This window comes from Janthinobacterium sp. BJB426 (assembly GCF_002735705.1).
Classification (GTDB): domain Bacteria; phylum Pseudomonadota; class Gammaproteobacteria; order Burkholderiales; family Burkholderiaceae_D; genus Janthinobacterium.
Window position 1 is genome coordinate 31,680 of sequence record NZ_PDZL01000019.1, and the last position, 18,435, is coordinate 50,114.

Annotated in this window: 15 protein-coding genes; 3 read left to right on the forward strand and 12 right to left on the reverse strand. The window is 61.5% G+C overall.

Annotated features, from left to right (window positions below; translation table 11 throughout):
- Positions 1–3: 3 nt before the first annotated feature.
- The 8 genes from senA to pstS all read right to left on the reverse strand — a co-directional run bounded on the left by senA (position 4) and on the right by pstS (position 8,068).
- Positions 4–1,200: a selenoneine synthase SenA gene (gene senA, locus CSQ93_RS23505; RefSeq protein ID WP_233516316.1), complete on the reverse strand. Its 1,197-nt coding sequence runs from the start codon at positions 1,198–1,200 to the stop codon at positions 4–6.
- Between the two features lie 73 nt (positions 1,201–1,273).
- Positions 1,274–2,590 (reverse strand): phosphate regulon sensor histidine kinase PhoR, encoded by a 1,317-nt coding sequence (gene phoR / locus CSQ93_RS23510; RefSeq protein WP_035817357.1) that lies wholly within the window; start codon positions 2,588–2,590, stop codon positions 1,274–1,276.
- 11 nt (positions 2,591–2,601) lie between these two features.
- Positions 2,602–3,291: a response regulator gene (locus CSQ93_RS23515; protein ID WP_034755074.1), complete on the reverse strand. Its 690-nt coding sequence runs from the start codon at positions 3,289–3,291 to the stop codon at positions 2,602–2,604.
- Positions 3,292–3,296: 5 nt separating this feature from the next.
- Positions 3,297–4,007 (reverse strand): phosphate signaling complex protein PhoU, encoded by a 711-nt coding sequence (gene phoU / locus CSQ93_RS23520; protein WP_034778131.1) that lies wholly within the window; start codon positions 4,005–4,007, stop codon positions 3,297–3,299.
- A gap of 47 nt (positions 4,008–4,054) precedes the next feature.
- The gene (gene pstB, locus CSQ93_RS23525) at positions 4,055–4,837 is read right to left on the reverse strand and encodes a phosphate ABC transporter ATP-binding protein PstB (RefSeq protein WP_373631409.1); all 783 of its coding nucleotides are present in this window, start codon (positions 4,835–4,837) and stop codon (positions 4,055–4,057) included.
- A gap of 38 nt (positions 4,838–4,875) precedes the next feature.
- Positions 4,876–5,772, reverse strand: coding sequence for a phosphate ABC transporter permease PstA (pstA, locus tag CSQ93_RS23530; RefSeq protein ID WP_099380131.1), 897 nt, complete (start codon positions 5,770–5,772; stop codon positions 4,876–4,878).
- Positions 5,769–6,740: a phosphate ABC transporter permease subunit PstC gene (gene pstC / locus CSQ93_RS23535; protein WP_233516317.1), complete on the reverse strand. Its 972-nt coding sequence runs from the start codon at positions 6,738–6,740 to the stop codon at positions 5,769–5,771. The genes pstA and pstC overlap by 4 nt, the downstream gene beginning before the upstream one ends.
- 293 nt (positions 6,741–7,033) lie before the next feature.
- Entirely contained in the window at positions 7,034–8,068 is a 1,035-nt protein-coding gene (gene pstS / locus CSQ93_RS23540; RefSeq protein ID WP_416208765.1) for a phosphate ABC transporter substrate-binding protein PstS, read from the reverse strand.
- 286 nt (positions 8,069–8,354) lie between these two features.
- Here pstS and ppk1 point away from each other — a divergent pair, with 286 nt between their 5' ends.
- The 3 genes from ppk1 (at position 8,355) to CSQ93_RS29695 (ending at position 11,255) form a co-directional block, all read left to right on the forward strand.
- Positions 8,355–10,448 carry a polyphosphate kinase 1 gene (ppk1, locus tag CSQ93_RS23545; protein ID WP_099380134.1) on the forward strand — a complete coding sequence of 698 codons (2,094 nt, stop codon included), beginning with the start codon at positions 8,355–8,357 and terminating at the stop codon, positions 10,446–10,448.
- Positions 10,449–10,473: 25 nt separating this feature from the next.
- Complete coding sequence (gene sixA / locus CSQ93_RS23550; protein WP_035817346.1) at positions 10,474–10,932, forward strand: phosphohistidine phosphatase SixA; 459 nt, start codon at positions 10,474–10,476, stop codon at positions 10,930–10,932.
- A 197-nt stretch (positions 10,933–11,129) separates the two neighbouring features.
- Positions 11,130–11,255 (forward strand): hypothetical protein, encoded by a 126-nt coding sequence (locus tag CSQ93_RS29695; protein WP_254926692.1) that lies wholly within the window; start codon positions 11,130–11,132, stop codon positions 11,253–11,255.
- 70 nt (positions 11,256–11,325) lie between these two features.
- Here CSQ93_RS29695 and CSQ93_RS23555 read toward each other — a convergent pair whose 3' ends face one another.
- The 4 genes from CSQ93_RS23555 to CSQ93_RS23570 form a co-directional block, all read right to left on the reverse strand.
- Positions 11,326–12,447 carry a polyamine ABC transporter substrate-binding protein gene (locus tag CSQ93_RS23555; protein ID WP_099380135.1) on the reverse strand — a complete coding sequence of 374 codons (1,122 nt, stop codon included), beginning with the start codon at positions 12,445–12,447 and terminating at the stop codon, positions 11,326–11,328.
- A 110-nt stretch (positions 12,448–12,557) separates the two neighbouring features.
- The gene (gene clpB, locus CSQ93_RS23560; RefSeq protein WP_099380136.1) at positions 12,558–15,164 is read right to left on the reverse strand and encodes an ATP-dependent chaperone ClpB; all 2,607 of its coding nucleotides are present in this window, start codon (positions 15,162–15,164) and stop codon (positions 12,558–12,560) included.
- A gap of 121 nt (positions 15,165–15,285) precedes the next feature.
- Complete coding sequence (moaE, locus tag CSQ93_RS23565) at positions 15,286–15,759, reverse strand: molybdopterin synthase catalytic subunit MoaE (RefSeq protein WP_099380137.1); 474 nt, start codon at positions 15,757–15,759, stop codon at positions 15,286–15,288.
- A complete protein-coding gene (locus tag CSQ93_RS23570) occupies positions 15,756–18,374 on the reverse strand; it encodes a DUF349 domain-containing protein (RefSeq protein ID WP_233516318.1) in 2,619 nt (872 codons plus the stop codon). The genes moaE and CSQ93_RS23570 overlap by 4 nt, the downstream gene beginning before the upstream one ends.
- Between the last annotated feature and the right edge of the window lie 61 nt (positions 18,375–18,435).

The window sequence follows — 18,435 nt, forward strand, 5'->3', positions numbered from 1 at the left end:
GCGCTACCAGGCGCAAGTGCGCAGGCCGGCAAAGATGTCACCCCGTTCGGGCGCATGGAAGGCGCGCATGCGGGCCGAATGCAGGCGCGGCGGCGTGGCGAAGGCGGCGCCGCGCAGCACCTGGTGCTGCATGAAATATGGCGCGGAATATTCGCGCCAGGCATCCACCGCAAAGCCCGGATACGGTTCGAACGGCGTCGCCGTCCACTCCCACACCTGGCCCCAGTGAAAGCGCGGATGGCCGGACAGCGCAGCATACTCCCATTCCGCCTCGGTCGCCAGGCGGCGCCCCACCCAGGCGCAGTACGCTTGCGCTTCATACAGGTTGATGTGACGCACGGCTTCGTTCGGCGGCAAGGTCGTGCGCTGGCCGAAACGCATGGTGCGCCACTGTGTTGCTTCGCGCAGCCAGTACAGGGGCGACGAGCGCTCCTGCTGCATCAGCCAGGCGCTGCCGGCCGCGCTCCAGAACTGGCGGTTCTGGTAGCCGCCGTCGGCGATAAAATCGGCAAACTGGGCGTTTGATACGGCGCAAGCATCGATGGAAAACGGCGGCACATAAACGGCATGGGGCGGTGATTCATTGTCGAAGGCAAACCCGGCCCCGCGCGGCGAGCCCAGTTCGATGCTGCCCCCAGGAAAAGCGATCTCGCCCGCGCCTGGCGGCAAGGCCGGGCTGGCTGCCAGGGATTCCGGCGCTTCCAGGCCCAGCCATTGCAAGCCTGCCAGCATTTCTTCGCCACACAAGTCTTCATGTGCCAAGGCCAACCGGTATGGCGCCAGGGCGCTGTCGACATTGGCTTCGCGCGAGAGTTTATCGAGCACCCGGTCGAGTACTTCGCGGCAATACGTTTTCACGGCGCCCGGACTGGGCAGTTCCAGCTTCCAGCGCGCGCGGTGCTCGACCATGTTGGCGTCGAACAAGTCGTCGCCGCGCGTCAGCAGGGAGTTATAAATGGCGTCGGCCGGATGGCTGGTAGCGGCTTCGCGCAGGATGAACCACTCGGCAAACCAGGCGATCTGCGCGAGTTGCCACAAGGGCGGAACGAGGCGCGGATGGCGGGGCAAGCCGGCCACCACGTCCAGGCCGGCGCTGACATAACAGTCGAACAGGGAAAGCGTATCCTGGCGCGCGGCCTGCAGCGAGTGGGCCAGTTGCTGCGCGCCGGCGTGGCGAAAAGAGGCGTTGATTAAAGTCATGGCCTGATTGTAACGACTTATGCCAACCTTGCACTAGTCGCACAGGAAACATTGGGGGGCCAAGCCCCCCAGCCTACTTGACCAGCAGCTCGCCCTGTAGCGGCGTGACGACGGATTTTGGCATGCTGACAATAAAGCTGCTGCCCTTGTCGGCCACGGACTGGATGGCCAGGGTGCCGCCGTGGCGCAGCAGCACGTGCTTGACGATGGCCAGGCCCAGGCCCGTGCCCTGGGTTTCGCGCGAACGGCTCTTGTCGACGCGGTAAAAACGTTCCGTCAGGCGCGAAATATGTTCCTGGCTGATGCCGATGCCCGTATCTTGCGCGATGAATTGCGGTCCGGCCGGGCCATCCTGCCAGCGCAAAGTGATGGTGCCGCCGGCCGGCGTGTAGCGCACGGCGTTCGATGCCAGGTTGCCAAACGCGCTGTACAGCTCATCGTAGCTGCCCAATACGTCGGGACCGTTGCATTCCATGGTCACTTCATGCTTGCCGGCCGACAGCCCCTTGGCGTCGCGCAAGACTTGCTGCATGAGCTTTTTGGTATCCACGGGCTCGGGACGCAGCGGATAGTCGACCGATTCCAGGCGCGACAGGGTCAGCATGTCCTCGATCAGATGCTGCATGCGGTGGCCCTGCTCCGTCATCAGCTTGAGGTGGGCGGCGCGCGTGGCGGCGTCCAGGTCCAGCTCGGCGGAAGCAATTTCCAGGAAGCCGACGATGACCGTCAGCGGCGTGCGCAGTTCGTGCGAGGCGTTGGCGATGAAGTCGCGGCGCATCATTTCGATGCGTTCCGTCTCCGTCACATCGTGCGTGACGAGGATCTGGCGGCGGTTCTCGAACGGGATGATCTGCACGATCAGCTTGCGGTTGCGGAAAGTGATCGTCAGCGGCTGGTCGTAGCGGCCCAGGATGATGTAATCCATGAACTCGGGGCTGCGGATCAGGTTGGTCACGCGCATGCCCTTGTCGCGCTCGTGCGTGAGGCCCAGGTGTTTCTCGGCGGCCGGGTTGCACCATTCGAGGAACAGCACATCGTCCATGATGACGACGCCGTCCGGCAACAGGTGCATGGCCTGGCGGAAACGCGCCAGCCATTCCGTCAGCTCGGCCTGGTTTTTCTCGTCATCGCGGCGCATGCGGTACAGACGCGCGAAAATGCTGGTCCAGGCGCCCCAGCCGTCGGGCAGCTTGGCGCTTTGCGGATTGTCCAGCCAATTACTCAGCTGGAACAGATACGACAGCTGCACGAACACCATCATGGCCATCAGCACGAAGGCGATGCCCAGCGCATACGTGGCGCCAAACAGATACCAGACGACGGCCACGCCCAGCAGCGCCAGCACCATGCGCAAGGCGGCCGGTACCCAGAACAGCAATTTCGGATTCATAGAGTCAAACTTTACTTTTCAGACAACATGTAGCCGACGCTGCGCACCGTCTTGATCAGGCTTTCCGCCTCTTTCAAGGCTTTGCGCAAGCGCAATACGTGGACATCGACCGTGCGTTCTTCGATCACCACATGGTCGCCCCACACCTTGTCGAGCAGCTGGCTGCGCGAAAATACGCGTTCCGGATGGGCCAGCAGGAATTTCAGCAGCTTGTATTCGGCGTGGCCGATATCGATCTTCTGTTCATCCATCATCACCGTGCAGCTGACGGGATCCAGGGCCACGTTGCCGGCGCGCATGGGTGCCTGCGCGTGTTCCGGGCTCTTGCGTCGCAGCAAGGCTTTGGCGCGGGCCAGCAGCTCGCGCGGCGAGAACGGCTTGGTGACGTAATCGTCGGCCCCGCTGTTCAGGCCGGCCAGCTTGTCTTCTTCCATGCTCTTGGCGGTGAGCATGATGACGGGGATGGCGGCGAAATTGCGGTCGGCGCGGATGCGCGACAGCAGGCGCAGGCCCGTCTGGTCCGGCAGCATCCAGTCCAGCAGGATCAGATGCGGCGTGCGGTGCTGGATGAACTCCCAGGCATCGGCAACGTTTTGTACGGAACAGCAATTCCAGCCGGATTCGCGCAACGAATAGGTGACCAGTTCAACGATGGCCGGCTCATCTTCAACAATCAATACCGTGGTTTTATCAGATGCCATAAAGCTTACTCAGGGAGCTCCTCGGAAATGGCGGGAGCAGCCACCTTGGTGTGGCGGATGTCCTTGCCTTCAACCACGTAAATCACGTATTCGGCGATGTTCTTCGCATGGTCGCCGATCCGTTCGATGGCCTTGGCCACCCACAGGGTATCGAGCGCCGCCGAAATCGTGCGCGGGTCTTCCATCATAAAGGTTATCAAGTTGCGCATGATAGACCGAAACTCATGGTCGATGATGGCATCTTGTGCAATTAATTGTAAGGCCTGCTTGCCATCGTTGCGCGCGAATGCGTCAAGCGCGTCGTGCAGCATGTCGGTGGCCGTGTTGGCAATGCCGCGCACCATCTCGTAATGGTTGACCACGCCGTTGCCGCGCTTGTGCAGATTCTTCGCCACGCGGGCGATTTTCGTCGCCTCGTCGCCTACGCGCTCGAGGTCGGTAATCACCTTGATGGTGGCCATGATGGTGCGCAAGTCGTTGGCGGCCGGCTGGCGGCGCACGATCAGATGGCTGCACGCGTCGTCCAGCGACACTTCCAGCTGGTTGACGACGTCGTCTTCGCGCATCACGCGGTCGGCGCGTTCCGGGTTGCCGATGCGAAAGCACGTCATCGCATCGAGGAACTGGGTTTCAACGATGCCGCCCATCAGGAGCACTTTCGAGCGGATCGCTTCGAGTTCGTTGTCGTATTGCTTGGATGAATGTTCGCCTATCATGCTGTCTCTCCGTATTCAGTTGTCTTGTAGTCGCTATGCGGGATGGATCAGCCGAAGCGGCCCGTGATGTAATCCTGCGTTTCCTTGCGGGCCGGATTCATGAAGATCTGGTCCGTTTCGCCGAATTCCACCAGCTCGCCCAGGTACATATAGGCCGTGTAGTCGGAGCAGCGCGCCGCCTGTTGCATATTGTGCGTCACGATGGCGATCGTGTAATCCTGTTTCAGTTCGCTGATCAGCTCTTCCACTTTCGAGGTGGAGATCGGGTCCAGCGCCGAGGTCGGCTCATCGAGCAGCAAGACATCCGGTTTCACGGCCACGCCGCGCGCGATGCACAAACGCTGCTGCTGGCCGCCCGACAGCGACAGGCCGCTCTTGGTCAGCTTGTCCTTGACCTCGCCCCACAGCGCAGCCTTTTTCAAGGCCCACTCGACGCGCTCGTCCATCTCGCCTTTCGACAGGTCTTCATACAGGCGCACGCCGAAGGCGATATTGTCGTAGACGGACATGGGGAACGGCGTCGGCTTCTGGAACACCATGCCGACCTTGGCGCGCAGCATGTTGACGTCCTGGTCCGCGTCAAGCACGTTGCGGCCGCGGTACAGGATCGAGCCTTCCGCGCGCTGGCCCGGATACAGGTCATACATGCGGTTCAGGGTGCGCAGCAGGGTTGACTTGCCGCAACCGGACGGCCCGATGAAGGCGGTAACCTTCTTCTCGTGAATGTCCAGGTTGACGTTATGCAAGCTTTGCGTTTTGCCGTAAAAAAAGTTCAGGCCCGAAATCTCGATGGTTTTTTTCTTTGGTGCCAGGTCTTGGGCTGGATTCATTTGCGTATTCATATGGGTTCGCTTCGCTCGGTATCTGTTTAATTAGGGACTTTTTGGCTGAACACGGTGCGCGACAGGATATTCAAGGCCAGCACGCTGAAGGTGATCAGCAGTGCGCCGCCCCAGGCCAGCGAGCGCCAGTTGTCGTACGGGCTCATCGCGAACGATGCGATGACGGACGGCAAGTTGGCCATCGGCGCATTCATGTTGAAGCTTTGGAACTGGTTATTCAGGGCCGTGAACAGCAGCGGCGCCGTTTCGCCGGCGATGCGGGCCAGGGCCAGCAGGACACCCGTGATGACGCCAGCCTTGACGGCACGCAAGCGCACCAGGGTGGCGACTTTCCAGCGTGGCGCGCCGAGAGCAAATGCGGCTTCCAGCAGGCTGTTCGGTACCAAACGCAGCATATTGTCCGTCGTGCGCACCACTACCGGCACGGCGATCAGCGACAGGGCGATGGCGCCCGCATAACCGGAAAAGTGTTTGACGTGCGCCACATACAGCGCATACACGAACAGGCCGATGACGATCGATGGCGCCGACAGCATGATGTCGGTCACAAAACGCGTCACTTGCGCCAGCTTGTTTTCTTCGCCGTATTCGGCAAGGTAGATGCCGGCCAGGATGCCGATCGGGGTGCTGACGACAGTCGCCAGGCCCACCATCAGGGCGCTGCCGACGATCGCATTGATCAAGCCGCCGCCTTCGCTGCCGGGAGCCGGCGTCGTTTGCGTGAACAGGTCGACGGACAAGGCGCCGAAACCCTTGATCACCAGGGTGAACAGTATCCACACGAGCACGGCCAGGCCCAGGGCCATGGCGGCCACCGACAGGGCGATGCCGACGCGGTGCATCAGCAGGCGCTTGCGGTAGACGGGATTCATGGCCGGCTTGGCCGGAGCGTCGTGGGTGCTAACTTGGCTGAGCTGGCTCATTTCGTGCCTTCCTTGCGGGACATGCCAGCCAGCATCAGCTTGGCGGCGGATAAGACGATAAAGGTGATGACAAACAGGATCAGTGCCAGCGAGAACAGCGATGCCACGTGCAACTCGGATTGCGCTTCGCCAAACTCGTTCGCCAGCAGGGAGGTGATGCTGTTACCGGCGGCAAACAGCGACCACGACAGTTTATTCGCGTTACCGATGACGAAGGTCACGGCCATGGTTTCGCCCAGCGCGCGGCCCAGGCCCAGCATGACGCCGCCGACGACGCCGGTCTTGGTGTACGGCAAGACGATCTTGCGCACCACTTCCCAGCGTGTGCAGCCCAGGCCGTATGCGGATTCCTTCAGCACGGCAGGAACGATCTCGAACACGTCGCGCATCACGGAAGCGATGAAGGGGATGATCATGATGGCCAGCACCAGGCCGGCCGTCAGCAGGCCGATGCCCATCATGGGGCCGCTGAACAACTGGCCGATGACGGGTACGTTGCCCAGGGTGGCTTTCAGCAGGGGCTGGACGTGGTCGGCAAACAGGGGCGCAAACACGAACAGACCCCAGATGCCGTAGATGATCGATGGCACGCCGGCCAGCAGCTCGACAGCCGTGCCCAACGGACGGCGCAACCAGGCCGGGCAGATTTCCGTGAGGAACAGGGCGATGCCGAAGCTGACGGGAAAGGCGATCAGCAAGGCGATAACGGAGGTCACCAGGGTGCCGATGATGGGGATCAGGGCGCCGTACTGGTCATTGACGGGATCCCATTCCGCGGACACGATGAAATGCAGGCCGAAGGTCTTGAAGGCCGGTATCGATTCCATGATCAGCGAAATAATGATGCCGACCAGGACGATCAGCACCGACAGGGCGAACAGCATCGTCACCTTGTGGAACATGAAATCCTGGAAGCGCTGCTTGCGCATGGTGGAAAGCATTTGCGCGTGACTGATGGAATCGGTCATGGTGCCGCCTGGCATGGGGATCGTGGAGGAGGTAGATTGTGCGCTCATAGTGTGCCATATGGGTGGTACTGCAGGTACTGCTATTTTTATCGTGCTCTTTTAGCCGGGAACGCCTGCAAGGGCTTGCGGGCGGTCCTGGCTAACTCCCTGCCCCGCCGTGCTGCTGGCGGGGACAAGGACATTCTTGCTTGAATAAACCGTAGCGAGCGGCAACTAGTTGTGGCTGAGAAGCGGAGCTGTGCTTTAGCACAGTGAGCATCGCAGGCCGCAAATAGCGCCGCGCAGTAGGTTTATTAGTAGATCGACTTGCCCGATGCATCTTTCAGGTTGGCTTTCCACGATTCTTGCACCAGTTTGATGACCGATGCCGGCATCGGCACGTAGTCCAGTTCAACGGCAGCGGCGCCACCGTTCTTGTAGGCCCAGTCGAAGAATTTCAGGACTTCTTTGGCCTTGGCTGCGTCAGCCTGGACTTTGTGCATCAGGATGAACGACACGCCGGTGATCGGCCAGCTGTTCTTGCCAGCCTGGTCGGTCAGGACCACGCCGAAGCCTGGGGTTTGCGTCCAAGGTGCCGAAGCGGCTGCTGCCTTGAAGTTTTCGTCGTCAGGTTGCAGGAAGTTGCCGTCCTTGTTTTGCAGCTGGGTGTGCGACATCTTGTTTTTCTTGGCGTAAGCCCACTCGACGTAGCCGATCGAACCCTTGATACGCTGAACGTTGGCGGCGACGCCTTCGTTACCCTTGCCACCCACGCCCACGGCCCATTTCACAGCCGAGCCAGCACCGATTTTCGATTTGAATTCCGGGTTGGTTTTCGACAGGAAGTCGGTGAACAGGAACGACGTGCCCGAACCGTCGGCACGGTGCACCACGGTGATTTCCGTATCCGGCAGCTTGACGCCACTGTTCAGTGCGGCGATTTCAGGCGCGCTCCACTTGGTGATCTTGCCCAGGTAGATGTCGCCAACGACTTTACCCGTCATTTTCAGCTGGCCTGGGGTTACGCCGTCCAGGTTGACGATGGTGACCACGCCGCCCATGATGGCCGGGAACTGCATCAGGCCCGCTTCTTCCAGCTCTTCTGCCTTCAAAGGCATGTCCGAGGCGCCGAATTCAACAGTCTTGGCCTTGATTTGCTTGATGCCAGCGCCGGAACCGACGGACTGGTAGTTCAGGCCGTTGCCGGTGTTGGCTTTGTACGTCTCAGCCCATTTGGCGTAGATCGGGTACGGGAAAGTTGCGCCAGCACCTGTCATATCTGCCGCCATGACGGAAGCGGAAGAAAATGCCATCGCTGCCGAAGCACCCACGACGATAAATTTGAACATTTGCTTCATTTGCATATCAAGTCCTCAGGGTTGTTAGGGCTCAAAGTCCCGGTTGAATGCTGCGCAGTCTAGCAAGCGAATATGACAGCTTTATGACATGGGTAAAAAATCCTGAAATAATTGGCTACGCCCCGAGGATGGCCATTTTCGGCGTGAAAAATGACAGGGCCGGCGACGCTTTATGACAGCTTATGTCACGCTTACGTCATATTTCATGATTACACTCACAACGCGTCATACATGATGAAATACGGCTAGAATTAACTATCTGCAAAGACAAAAGAATATGAAACCTGAACTGCACACGGAAGTGACCAAATCGGGCATCCTGCTTGACCGCGAGCTGTCGCAACTGACTTTCAACCGGCGCGTGATGGCCCAGGCGGAAGACCCGAACATTCCGCTGCTCGAGCGCCTGCGCTACCTGTGCATCGTCAGCAGTAACATGGATGAGTTTTTCGAGGTGCGCGTGGCCAGCCTCCTGGCGGCCGGCAGCATCGGCGGTTCGCTGGCGGGCCACCCTGCCCTGGCGGCCAACCTGGAGCGCATTGGCAAGGAGTGCCATGCGCTGGTGGAACGCCAGTACGAGATATTAAATAACGACGTCTTGCCGGCCCTGCGCGAAGCGGGCGTGCATTTGCTGCGCGACAGCGACCGCAACGAAGCGCAGCGCGCGTGGGTCAAGCAATACTTCGACCGCGAAGTGCGGCCCCTGCTGACGCCGATCGGCCTCGATCCGGCCCACCCGTTCCCGCAAGTGGTGAATAAAAGTCTCAATTTCATCGTCTCGCTGAGCGGCAAGGATGCGTTTGGCCGCGGCACGGCGATCGCCATCGTCAAGGCGCCCCGCGTCTTGCCGCGGGTTATCAAGCTGCCGGACGAGATTTCCGGCGACGGCGTGTCCTTCTGTTTATTGTCGTCCGTTATCCATGCGCACATTTCCGACCTGTTCGCCGGGCGCGAAGTCATCGCCTATTCGCAATTCCGGGTCACGCGCGACAGCGACCTGTGGGTGGACGAGGACGAAGTCAAGAATCTGCGCCAGGCCCTGAAGGGCGAGCTGGTCGGTCGCCAGTTCGGCACCTCCGTGCGCCTGGAAGTGGCGCGCAATTGCCCGCCAGAATTGTCGCAATTCCTGCTCGACCAGTTCAGCCTGGATCAAAGCCGCTTGTACCGCGTCAACGGCCCCGTCAATCTCGTGCGCCTGTCGGAAATGATCGACCACGTCAAGCAGCCTGAGCTGCGCTTCCCGCCCTTCTTCCCCGGCCTCGCGCACAAAGCCATCGGCAACGACATCTTTGCCGCGCTGACCAGGCACGACATCCTGCTGCACCACCCGTATCAGTCGTTCCAGACGGTGATCGACTTCATCCGCAGCGCCGCCTACGATCCGTCCGTCGTGGCCATCAAGCAGACGATCTACCGCACGGGCATGAACTCGGACCTGATGGAGTCGCTGATCACGGCGGCGAAAATGGGCAAGGAAGTGACCGTCATCGTGGAATTGATGGCGCGTTTCGACGAAGAAGCCAATATCAACTGGGCCGACAAGCTGGAGCAAGCGGGCGCGCAAGTCGTGTACGGCGTCGTGGGATTGAAAACCCATGCCAAGGTGGCGCTCGTCATCCGCCGCGAAGAAGGCAGCTTGCGCTTCTACGCCCACTTGGGCACCGGCAATTACCACCCCACGACAACCAAGCTGTACACGGATTTTGGCTTGCTGACGGCCAACCAGGACCTGGCCGTGGAAGTCAATGAAGTCTTCATCCACCTGACCAGCCTGACCAAGCCGCACAACCTGAACCATTTGTGGCTGGCGCCGTTCGGCCTGCAAAGCGAAATCATCAAGGCCATCCGCAACGAGGCGAAGATCGCCCGCTCGGGCCGGCGCGGGCGCATCATCGTGAAAGTCAATGCGCTGGTCGACGAATCCGTGATCCGCGCCCTGTATGCGGCCTCGACCGATGGCGTGAAGATCGACCTGATCGTGCGCGGCGCATGCACCCTGAAGCCGGGCGTGCCGGGATTGTCGGAAAATATCAAGGTGCGCTCCGTGATCGGCCGTTTCCTCGAACACAGCCGCATCTACTACTTCCGCAACGACCTGGCGCACGATGTCTACCTGGCCAGCGCCGACTGGATGAGCCGCAACCTGTTCCGCCGGGTGGAAGTGGCCTTCCCCGTGCTGGACCGGGCGCTGAAACGGCGCGTGATCGCCGAGGGCCTGAATCCGTATTTGAAGGATAATACCAATGCATGGGAACTGGAGCCGACGGGCCACTACGCGCGCCGCAAGCCGCGCGGCAAGCAAACGCCGTTCAGCGCCCAGCAATATTTGATGCATACACTGGGCACGCCGGGCGCGGAGGTCGGCGAATAGGCAATTCTACACAGAGGAGTACAGCATGGATCTCATCTTGTGGCGACACGCAGAAGCGGAGCCGGGCGTTCCCGACCTCGAACGCGCCCTGACCGTCAAAGGCCAGAAACAGGCGCGCCGCATGGGCGAATGGCTGGCCTCGCAACTACCGGAAAATTGCCGTATCCTCGTCAGCCCCGCCCTGCGCACCCTGCAAACGGCGGAAGCGCTGGGGCGCAAGTTCAAGCTGATGCCGGAACTGGCGCCCGGCGCCGAGGCGGAAGACATCCTCAAGGCGGCCAACTGGCCCGGCGGCAAGGAAACCGTGCTCATCGTCGGCCACCAGCCCACGCTGGGCCAGGCGGCCGCCCTGCTGCTGACGGGAGAGGAGCAGGAATGGGAAATGCGCAAGGCCAGCGCATGGTGGTTTTCCCAACGTGAGCCAGGCGACCCGATCAGCGTTTATTTAAAAGCCGTGATGGCGCATGATTTGGTTGTGAAATAAGGGTGGCGAAATCAGGCAGCGCAGCAGGAAATGCGCAAAAAGTGCGCTGGGACAAATACTAGCAGGAATTACAACACGGTAGCCTTGTAAAGCGCTGCCGATCTGCTAGAGTTTAATTGCATCAACTACGTGCTGGAGCGCCGCTCTGGTACATTGAGCAACCCAGCGGACAGCCGTCCAACGGCGGCTGAAAGACCATGTTAACCTTCCTCGTTTTTCTCTTCATCGCCATCTTCGCCGCCATCATCGGCTTCGTCGCCTTTGAACTGATCGAAGAAATGCGCGGCAGTCACCACAAGCTGATGGACCGCTACCACGAGTAGTGTTCACCTCGGCAATATCGAATGGCGCCAGCGACGGCCTACAGGCCCGTCCCTCGCGCCATCCTTGTTTTTACACTCCCGTTTTGAACTTCGTATAGATGCGCGTCATCAAGCGGCGAATATCGGCTGTGGTCGCTTCCGGCGCCGCCATGCGCTGCTTTTCCGCGTCCGACAGGAAGATGGCCTTGTTCTCGCCGATATCCTTGCGCACATATTTGATGCTGGCCGGATTCGGATTCGCATAGAATACCTTGTTGCTCAGGCTGGCATGCACTTGCGGGCGCAAAATGTAGTTGATGAACAGGTGCGCATTGGTCGGGTGCGGCGCGTCGGCCGGGATGGCCATGGTATCGAACATCAGGGCGGCCGTCTTCGGCACCAGCACCTGGATCACATTGCCGTTCTTCGCATCGATGGCGCGCTGGCGCGCGATATTGATGTCGCCCGACCAGCCCAGCGCTACGCAGACGGAACCGTTGGCCATGTCATTGATGTAGCCGGACGAACTGAACAGGGTCACGTAGGGGCGGATCGCCTGCAGCACCTTGCCTGCTTCCTGATAGTCGGCGGCCGTTTTCGAGTAGGCGGGCTTGCCCAGGTATTGCAGAGCGGCCGGCAGCACTTCCGACGGCGAGTCAAGGAAGGACACGCCGCACGATTTCAGCTTCGCCGCGTATTTCGGGTCGAAGATCAGGTCCCACGCATTGTCGGGCATGGCCATGCCGCCCAGCGCGGCCTTGACCTTGTTGACGTTGATGCCCACCGTCGTGTAGCCCCACAGCCAGTCGACCAGGTAATCGTTGTTCGGGTCGATCTTCGACAGCTTGGCCTGCAGGTTCTGGTCCAGGTTGCCCAAATTCGTCAGCTTGCTCTTGTCGAGTTTGCGCAGCAAGCCCGCATCGATCTGCAGGCGCGCCCACTGGGCCGTCGGCACGACGATGTCGTAGCCGGACTTGCCCGCCACCAGTTTCGCATTGAGGATTTCGTTATTGTCGAAAACGTCGTAACGTACCTTGATGCCCGTTTCCTTCTCAAAATTCTTGATCGTATCGTCGCCGATATAGTCGGACCAGTTATAGATGTTCAGGACTTTCTCTTCCTGAGCCTGAGCTTGCGCAGACAAGGCCAGTGCGGCCGCCGCCAAGGCCAGTCCCACTCCAATGCGCCGCCCTGCTTGCCATGTGTTTGCCATCGTACCGCCTCCGGAATTAGTCAGAAAATAGTGACGATGATAGCAAGAAGGGCGCGATCAGGTCTACCCTGATCGCGCCCTTGCCTATCGCGCAGTATTACCGTGGCAGCTTACACCTTGTCCAGCCCCACCTGCGCCCCCGTAAACACCAGGTTGCCGTTCTGGGCGTCGATGCGGATCTCGTCTTTCGGGCCAAACTTGCCTTCCAGGATCAGCTTCGACAGCGGATTTTCGATCTGCTGCTGGATCGCCCGTTTCAAAGGACGGGCGCCATACACCGGGTCGTAGCCCGCTTCGGCGATTTGCTGCAGTGCCGCGTCCGTCAAGCTCAGCTGCATGTCCATGCGCGCCAGGCGTTCTTCGAGGATCTTCAGCTGGATCTTCGCGATCGCGCCGATGTTCTTCTCGTCGAGGCCGTGGAACACGACGATTTCGTCGATGCGGTTGACGAACTCGGGACGGAAGTGCGAGCGCACCTCGGCCATCACGGCCAGCTTCACGACACCGGGATCATCGCTTTCCATCGCCTGGATCTTGTGCGAACCCAGGTTCGAGGTCATGATGATGACGGTATTCTTGAAGTCCACCGTGCGGCCCTGGCCGTCCGTCATGCGTCCATCGTCGAGCACTTGCAGCAGCACGTTGAAGACGTCGGCATGCGCCTTTTCCACTTCGTCGAGCAGGATCACGCTGTACGGCTTGCGGCGCACGGCTTCCGTCAGGTAGCCGCCCTCGTCGTAGCCCACGTAGCCGGGCGGCGCGCCGATCAATCGGGCCACGGAATGCTTCTCCATGAACTCGCTCATGTCGATGCGGATCATTGATTCTTCCGTATCGAACAGGAAGGTCGCCAGCGCCTTGCTCAATTCCGTCTTGCCGACGCCCGTTGGTCCCAGGAACATGAAGGAACCATATGGACGGTTCGGATCGGAGAGGCCGGCGCGCGAGCGGCGGATGGCGTCGGCCACGGCCGTGATCGCTTCATCCTGGCCCACGACGCGCTCATGCAGCTTCTCTTCGATGTGCAGCAGTTTGTCGCGCTCGCCCTGCATCATGCGCGACACGGGAATACCCGTCGCGCGCGACACCACTTCGGCGATCTCCTCGGCGCCCACTTCCGTGCGCAGCAGTTTCGGCTGATCCGGGTCGAGTTTCGGGATGCCGCTGTCAGCCTGCTTGAGCTGGGCTTCCAGCTGCGGCAGCTTGCCGTACTGCAGCTCCGACACTTTCTGCCAGTTGCTCTCGCGCGTGGCCTGCTCCATCTGCAGCTTGACTTGCTCGATCTCTTCCTTGATGTGCGTACTGCCTTGCACCACGGCTTTTTCCGCCTTCAGGATTTCCTCGAAGTCATTGTATTCGCGCTGCAGCTTGACGATCTCTTCCTCGATCAAGGCCAGGCGGCGCAACGACGCTTCGTCCTTTTCCTTCTTGACGGCTTCGCGCTCGATCTTGAGCTGGATCAAACGGCGTTCCAGCTTGTCCATCACTTCCGGCTTCGAGTCGATCTCGATCTTGATCTTCGCCGCCGCTTCATCGATCAGGTCGATTGCCTTGTCGGGCAGGAAGCGGTCCGTGATATAGCGGTGCGACAGCTCGGCGGCGGCGATGATGGCCGCGTCCGTGATTTCCACCTTGTGGTGCAGCGCGTACTTGTCCTGCAAGCCGCGCAGGATGGCGATCGTCGCTTCCACGGTCGGCTCGTCGACGAGCACTTTCTGGAAGCGGCGCTCCAGCGCGGCATCCTTCTCGATGTACTTGCGATACTCGTCGAGCGTGGTGGCGCCCACGCAGTGCAGCTCGCCGCGCGCCAGCGCAGGTTTGAGCATATTGCCCGCGTCCATCGCGCCCTCGGCCTTGCCCGCGCCCACCATGGTGTGCATTTCGTCGATGAAGACGATGGTTTGGCCTTCATCCATGGCCAGTTCCTTCAGCACGGATTTCAGACGCTCCTCGAATTCGCCACGGAATTTCGCGCCAGCCAGCAAGGCGGCCATGTCCAACGAGAGTACGCGCTTGCCTTTCAAGGACTCGGGCACTTCGCCATTGACGATGCGCTGCGCCAGGCCTTCGACGATGGCCGTCTTGCCCACGCCCGGTTCGCCGATCAGCACGGGATTGTTCTTGCTGCGGCGCTGCAGGATCTGGATGGTGCGGCGGATTTCATCGTCGCGGCCGATGACAGGGTCGAGCTTGCCCTTGCGCGCCCGCTCCGTCAGGTCCAAGGTGTATTTTTTCAGGGCTTCGCGCTGGCCTTCGGCTTCTTGCGAATCGACCTTGTTGCCACCGCGCACAGCCTCGATGGCCGCTTCCAGGGCCTTGCGGGTCAGGCCGTTTTCGCGCGCCAGCTTGCCGCAATCGGACTTGTCGTCCGTCATGGCCAGCAAGACCATCTCGCTGGACACGAACTGGTCGCCCGCCTTTTGCGATTCCTTGTCGGCCAGGTTCAGCAGGGCCACGAATTCGCGGCTGACCTGCACGTCGCCGCCCGTGCCCGACACTTTCGGCAAGCGTTCGAGGGACGCGCCCAGGGCCTTCGACAGGCCGCCCACATTGACGCCGGCCCGCTGCAAGAGCGAGCGGGCGCCGCCGTCGTCCTGGTTCAACAGGGCCGTCAGCAGGTGGACTGGTTCGATATAGGGGTTGTCGTTGCCCACGGCCAAGCTTTGCGCATCGGCCAGGGCTTCCTGTAATTTGGTAGTGAGTTTGTCTTGTCGCATGAAAAGCGCTCCCGGTTAATTAGTTGTTAACCAAATTGGGGTGAGGCAGTACTTTTCAAGCATACACAAAGCAGAAATCCGCTGCACTTGGGCAAATGCTAGCGTGCGCGGCAACTACACTTCAGACGGGGCCGGCTTTCGACGCCCATTTGTCCAGCGCCGTCTCGTCGCTGTCGCGCGCATCGACCCAGCGCGCGCCTTCCGGCGTGTCTTCCTTCTTCCAGAACGGTGCTTCCGTCTTCAGGTAATCGATGATGAACTCGCAGGCGGCAAAGGCCTCGCCCCGGTGGGCGGACGAGACCGCCACCAGCACGATCTGCTCCTGCGGCAGCAAGGGTCCCACGCGGTGGATCACCAGTGCGCCAGACAGGGGCCAGCGGCCCCGCGCCTGCTCGACGATCGCTTCGATGGACTTTTCCGTCATGCCCGGATAGTGCTCGAGCTCCATGGCGGCCACGTCCAGCCCCTCGTTCATGTCGCGCACCGTGCCGACAAAGCCGACGATGGCGCCCACCTTGGGGTTGCCTGCACGCAATTGTGCGATTTCTTGACTCAAGTCAAAATCAGCTTGCTGGACGCGGACGCTGGTACTCATTTGGCATGCCCTCCGATACGGCGCAGCAAGGTTTCGATGCGGCTGGCCGTGCGCGCATCGGTGGCCGCGGCAATCGCGCACAGCTGCATCAGCTGCGACACTTGCGTAAGCGGCTTCTGGCCCGATTTCAGCGACGATTGCAGCACTTCCACCTGCATTTTCAGGCGGTCGCGGGCAAATTCGGCGCCGCTGTCGACACCGGCGACGATTTCCAGGCGCAAGACTTCCTCGAGCAAGCGTGCCTGGTTACCTTGCAATTGCTGCACGTAGGCGGCAGCGCCCTCGCCCAGCGCGGCCTGGGCGACGGCAAAGCGCTGCTGCAGGCTGCGTTCGTACTGGACGTCGAGCGGCGGCAAGGCGCTCCAGCGTTCGGACCAGGTGACCGCATCGGCGCTGGCGTCGCCCTCGGCCAGTGCGGCTTCCAGCGATTGCACCAGGCGCAGCTTGTCGCGCAGGGCGTTGGCCTGGGCCGCGCCGGCCCGTTCGGCGATGGCATCCGCTTGCGCTTGCACGCCGGCCACGGCCGCCTGGTAGCGCTGCTCGATCTTCGCTTCGCTGGCGCGCGGCACGGGACCGGTGGCGTTCCAGGCGGCGCGCGTGTCGCGCAGCAAGTGGTTGATGAAGGATGTGCGGGTTTTGTCGTCGCCCTCGGGCACGACGGCCGTTTCCAGCGCGGCGCACAGCGCTTCGCGCGCATGCAAGTGTTCGCGGCGCTCGTGGTCTGCCGCGTGGGCCGTTTCCTTGCGCCTGGCGAAGATATCGTCGCAGGCGGCGCGGAAACGCTGCCACAGCGCCTGTTCCGCGCGGCGCTCCAGCGGCAGGGCTTTCGCCAGTTCCTGCCATTTATCCTGCAAGGCTTTCAGCATGTCGACGGTGTTGCGCTCGGACGGCTTGAGCAAGCCCACTTCGACGATCAATTGTTCGCGGCGCGCCGTCTCGATCTGGCGCTGCGTGTCAAGCGGCTTCGACAGGGCGTCCAGCGCGGCGCCGAATTCCGCATCCAGGCGTTTCTTTTCCTTGCGGTCGATGGTGCCCAGGCGCGTCCACGCCTGGCGCAAGCGCTGCGAGCTTGAAGCGACGTGTTTCCAGTCGGTGCTCTCTTCGGCCGCCAGGGCCGCCGTTTCCGCGATCAGTTCCTGGGCCTTGGCCGCATTGCCGTGGCGCTCTTCGGCCAATTGCTTGAAATGCTGGGCCGCTGGCGCATACGCCACGCTGCAGGCCGCATCAAAACGTTCCCACAGGGATTTCGGTGCCGGACCGGACAGGGTGTCGAGCGACTTCCAGCGCTCGCGCAGACTGCCCACTTTCTTGGCCAGCTCGGCCATTGGCAATTCTTGCGCCGGCAATTCCTCGCCCGCCTTGACCAGTTCCTCGCGCGACACGTTGCCGCCCCAGCGCGCCCAGTCGGCCAGGCGCTTGAACTCTCCGCGCACATGGGCCAGGCGATCCGCTTGCGCAGGCGTCAATCGGCCGTGCTTGCTATCACGCAAGGTCTTGTCATGCTCGGAAGCCACGTGCAACAAGCCATCCTGCAGGGCCGCTTCCATGGCGTCAAGCACCTTGAAGAATTGCTCCGTCGCTTCTTTCGACACGGGCGCGTGCTCCTGGCGCGGCTTGCGCAGTACAGGTACAGGCTCGGCATGGGCCGCTGCGGCCTCTGGCGCCGCCGACTGCACGGGCGCCGGCGCGCTGGCCAGCAGGGCCGCAAATTGCTGCTGCAGGCTGTCGGACAACGGCGACTCGGGCAGGCGCGGCAGGGCTTGCCAAGTGCGTTTCAAGGTATCCGCATCGAGGGTAGCGGCGTCCTGCGCCTGCCATTCCGCCAGCGCGGCCTGGCGCGCGTCGAACACAGCCTGGTGTTGCTGCAGCGCTTGCAGGGCGGACTGTGCCTGCTCGCGCGCCTGCGTGAAATCGCTTTCCAGGTGTTTCGGCAAGGAGCCGCGCTCGGGCGATTGCGCATGCTGCGCATGTTCCGCGTCCAGGCGGGCCAGCGCCTGCGCCAGCTCGCCGGCGGACTGGCCATTGCTGGCCAGCGCGCGCGCTGCGCCGACGGCGTCGATCACGGCGCGCTGCAGCACCACTTGCGCTTCCAGGCGGGCGGCCAGCGCAGCGCGTGCGGCGGCAAACGCCGTTGCCAGCTCGGGCGTGGCCTTGATGACTTGCCATTGGCGGTCCAATTCGGCTACCTGGTTGGGGCTCAGCTTGTCATCGCTCAACAGGCGCTCAGCCGTGGCGATGCTGGACTGGGCGCGTTGCGTCTCGGCAGCCTGGTGGCGGATCAGGTCGATGCGGCCCTGCACCAGCTTGGCAACGCGGCGGTCCGTGTTGCGCATGGCGTGGTGGACTTTTTCCAGCAGGGGCAAGGCATGGACGTGTTCAGCCGCAATCAGGCGGGCATCGGCAAATTCGCTGGACACGATGAATTCAAAGGCGGCGGCTTCGTCACCGGCCACGGCATGGGCACGCGCAACCTGTTCGGCGCGGCGCGATGCGCTCTGCGCCGAGGCGGCGGCCTGTTCTGCCACGACAGGATCGGGTACGGCAGTCTTGCTGGCAGAACGCTTGAAGAGAAATTCGAACATGACGGGTTTCGCGTGGATCAAAACCACCATCATAACAAAGCCCGGGGTATTGCATCGGACAGGGCTGAACAAGTTATCAAATGAATAAAGCCAA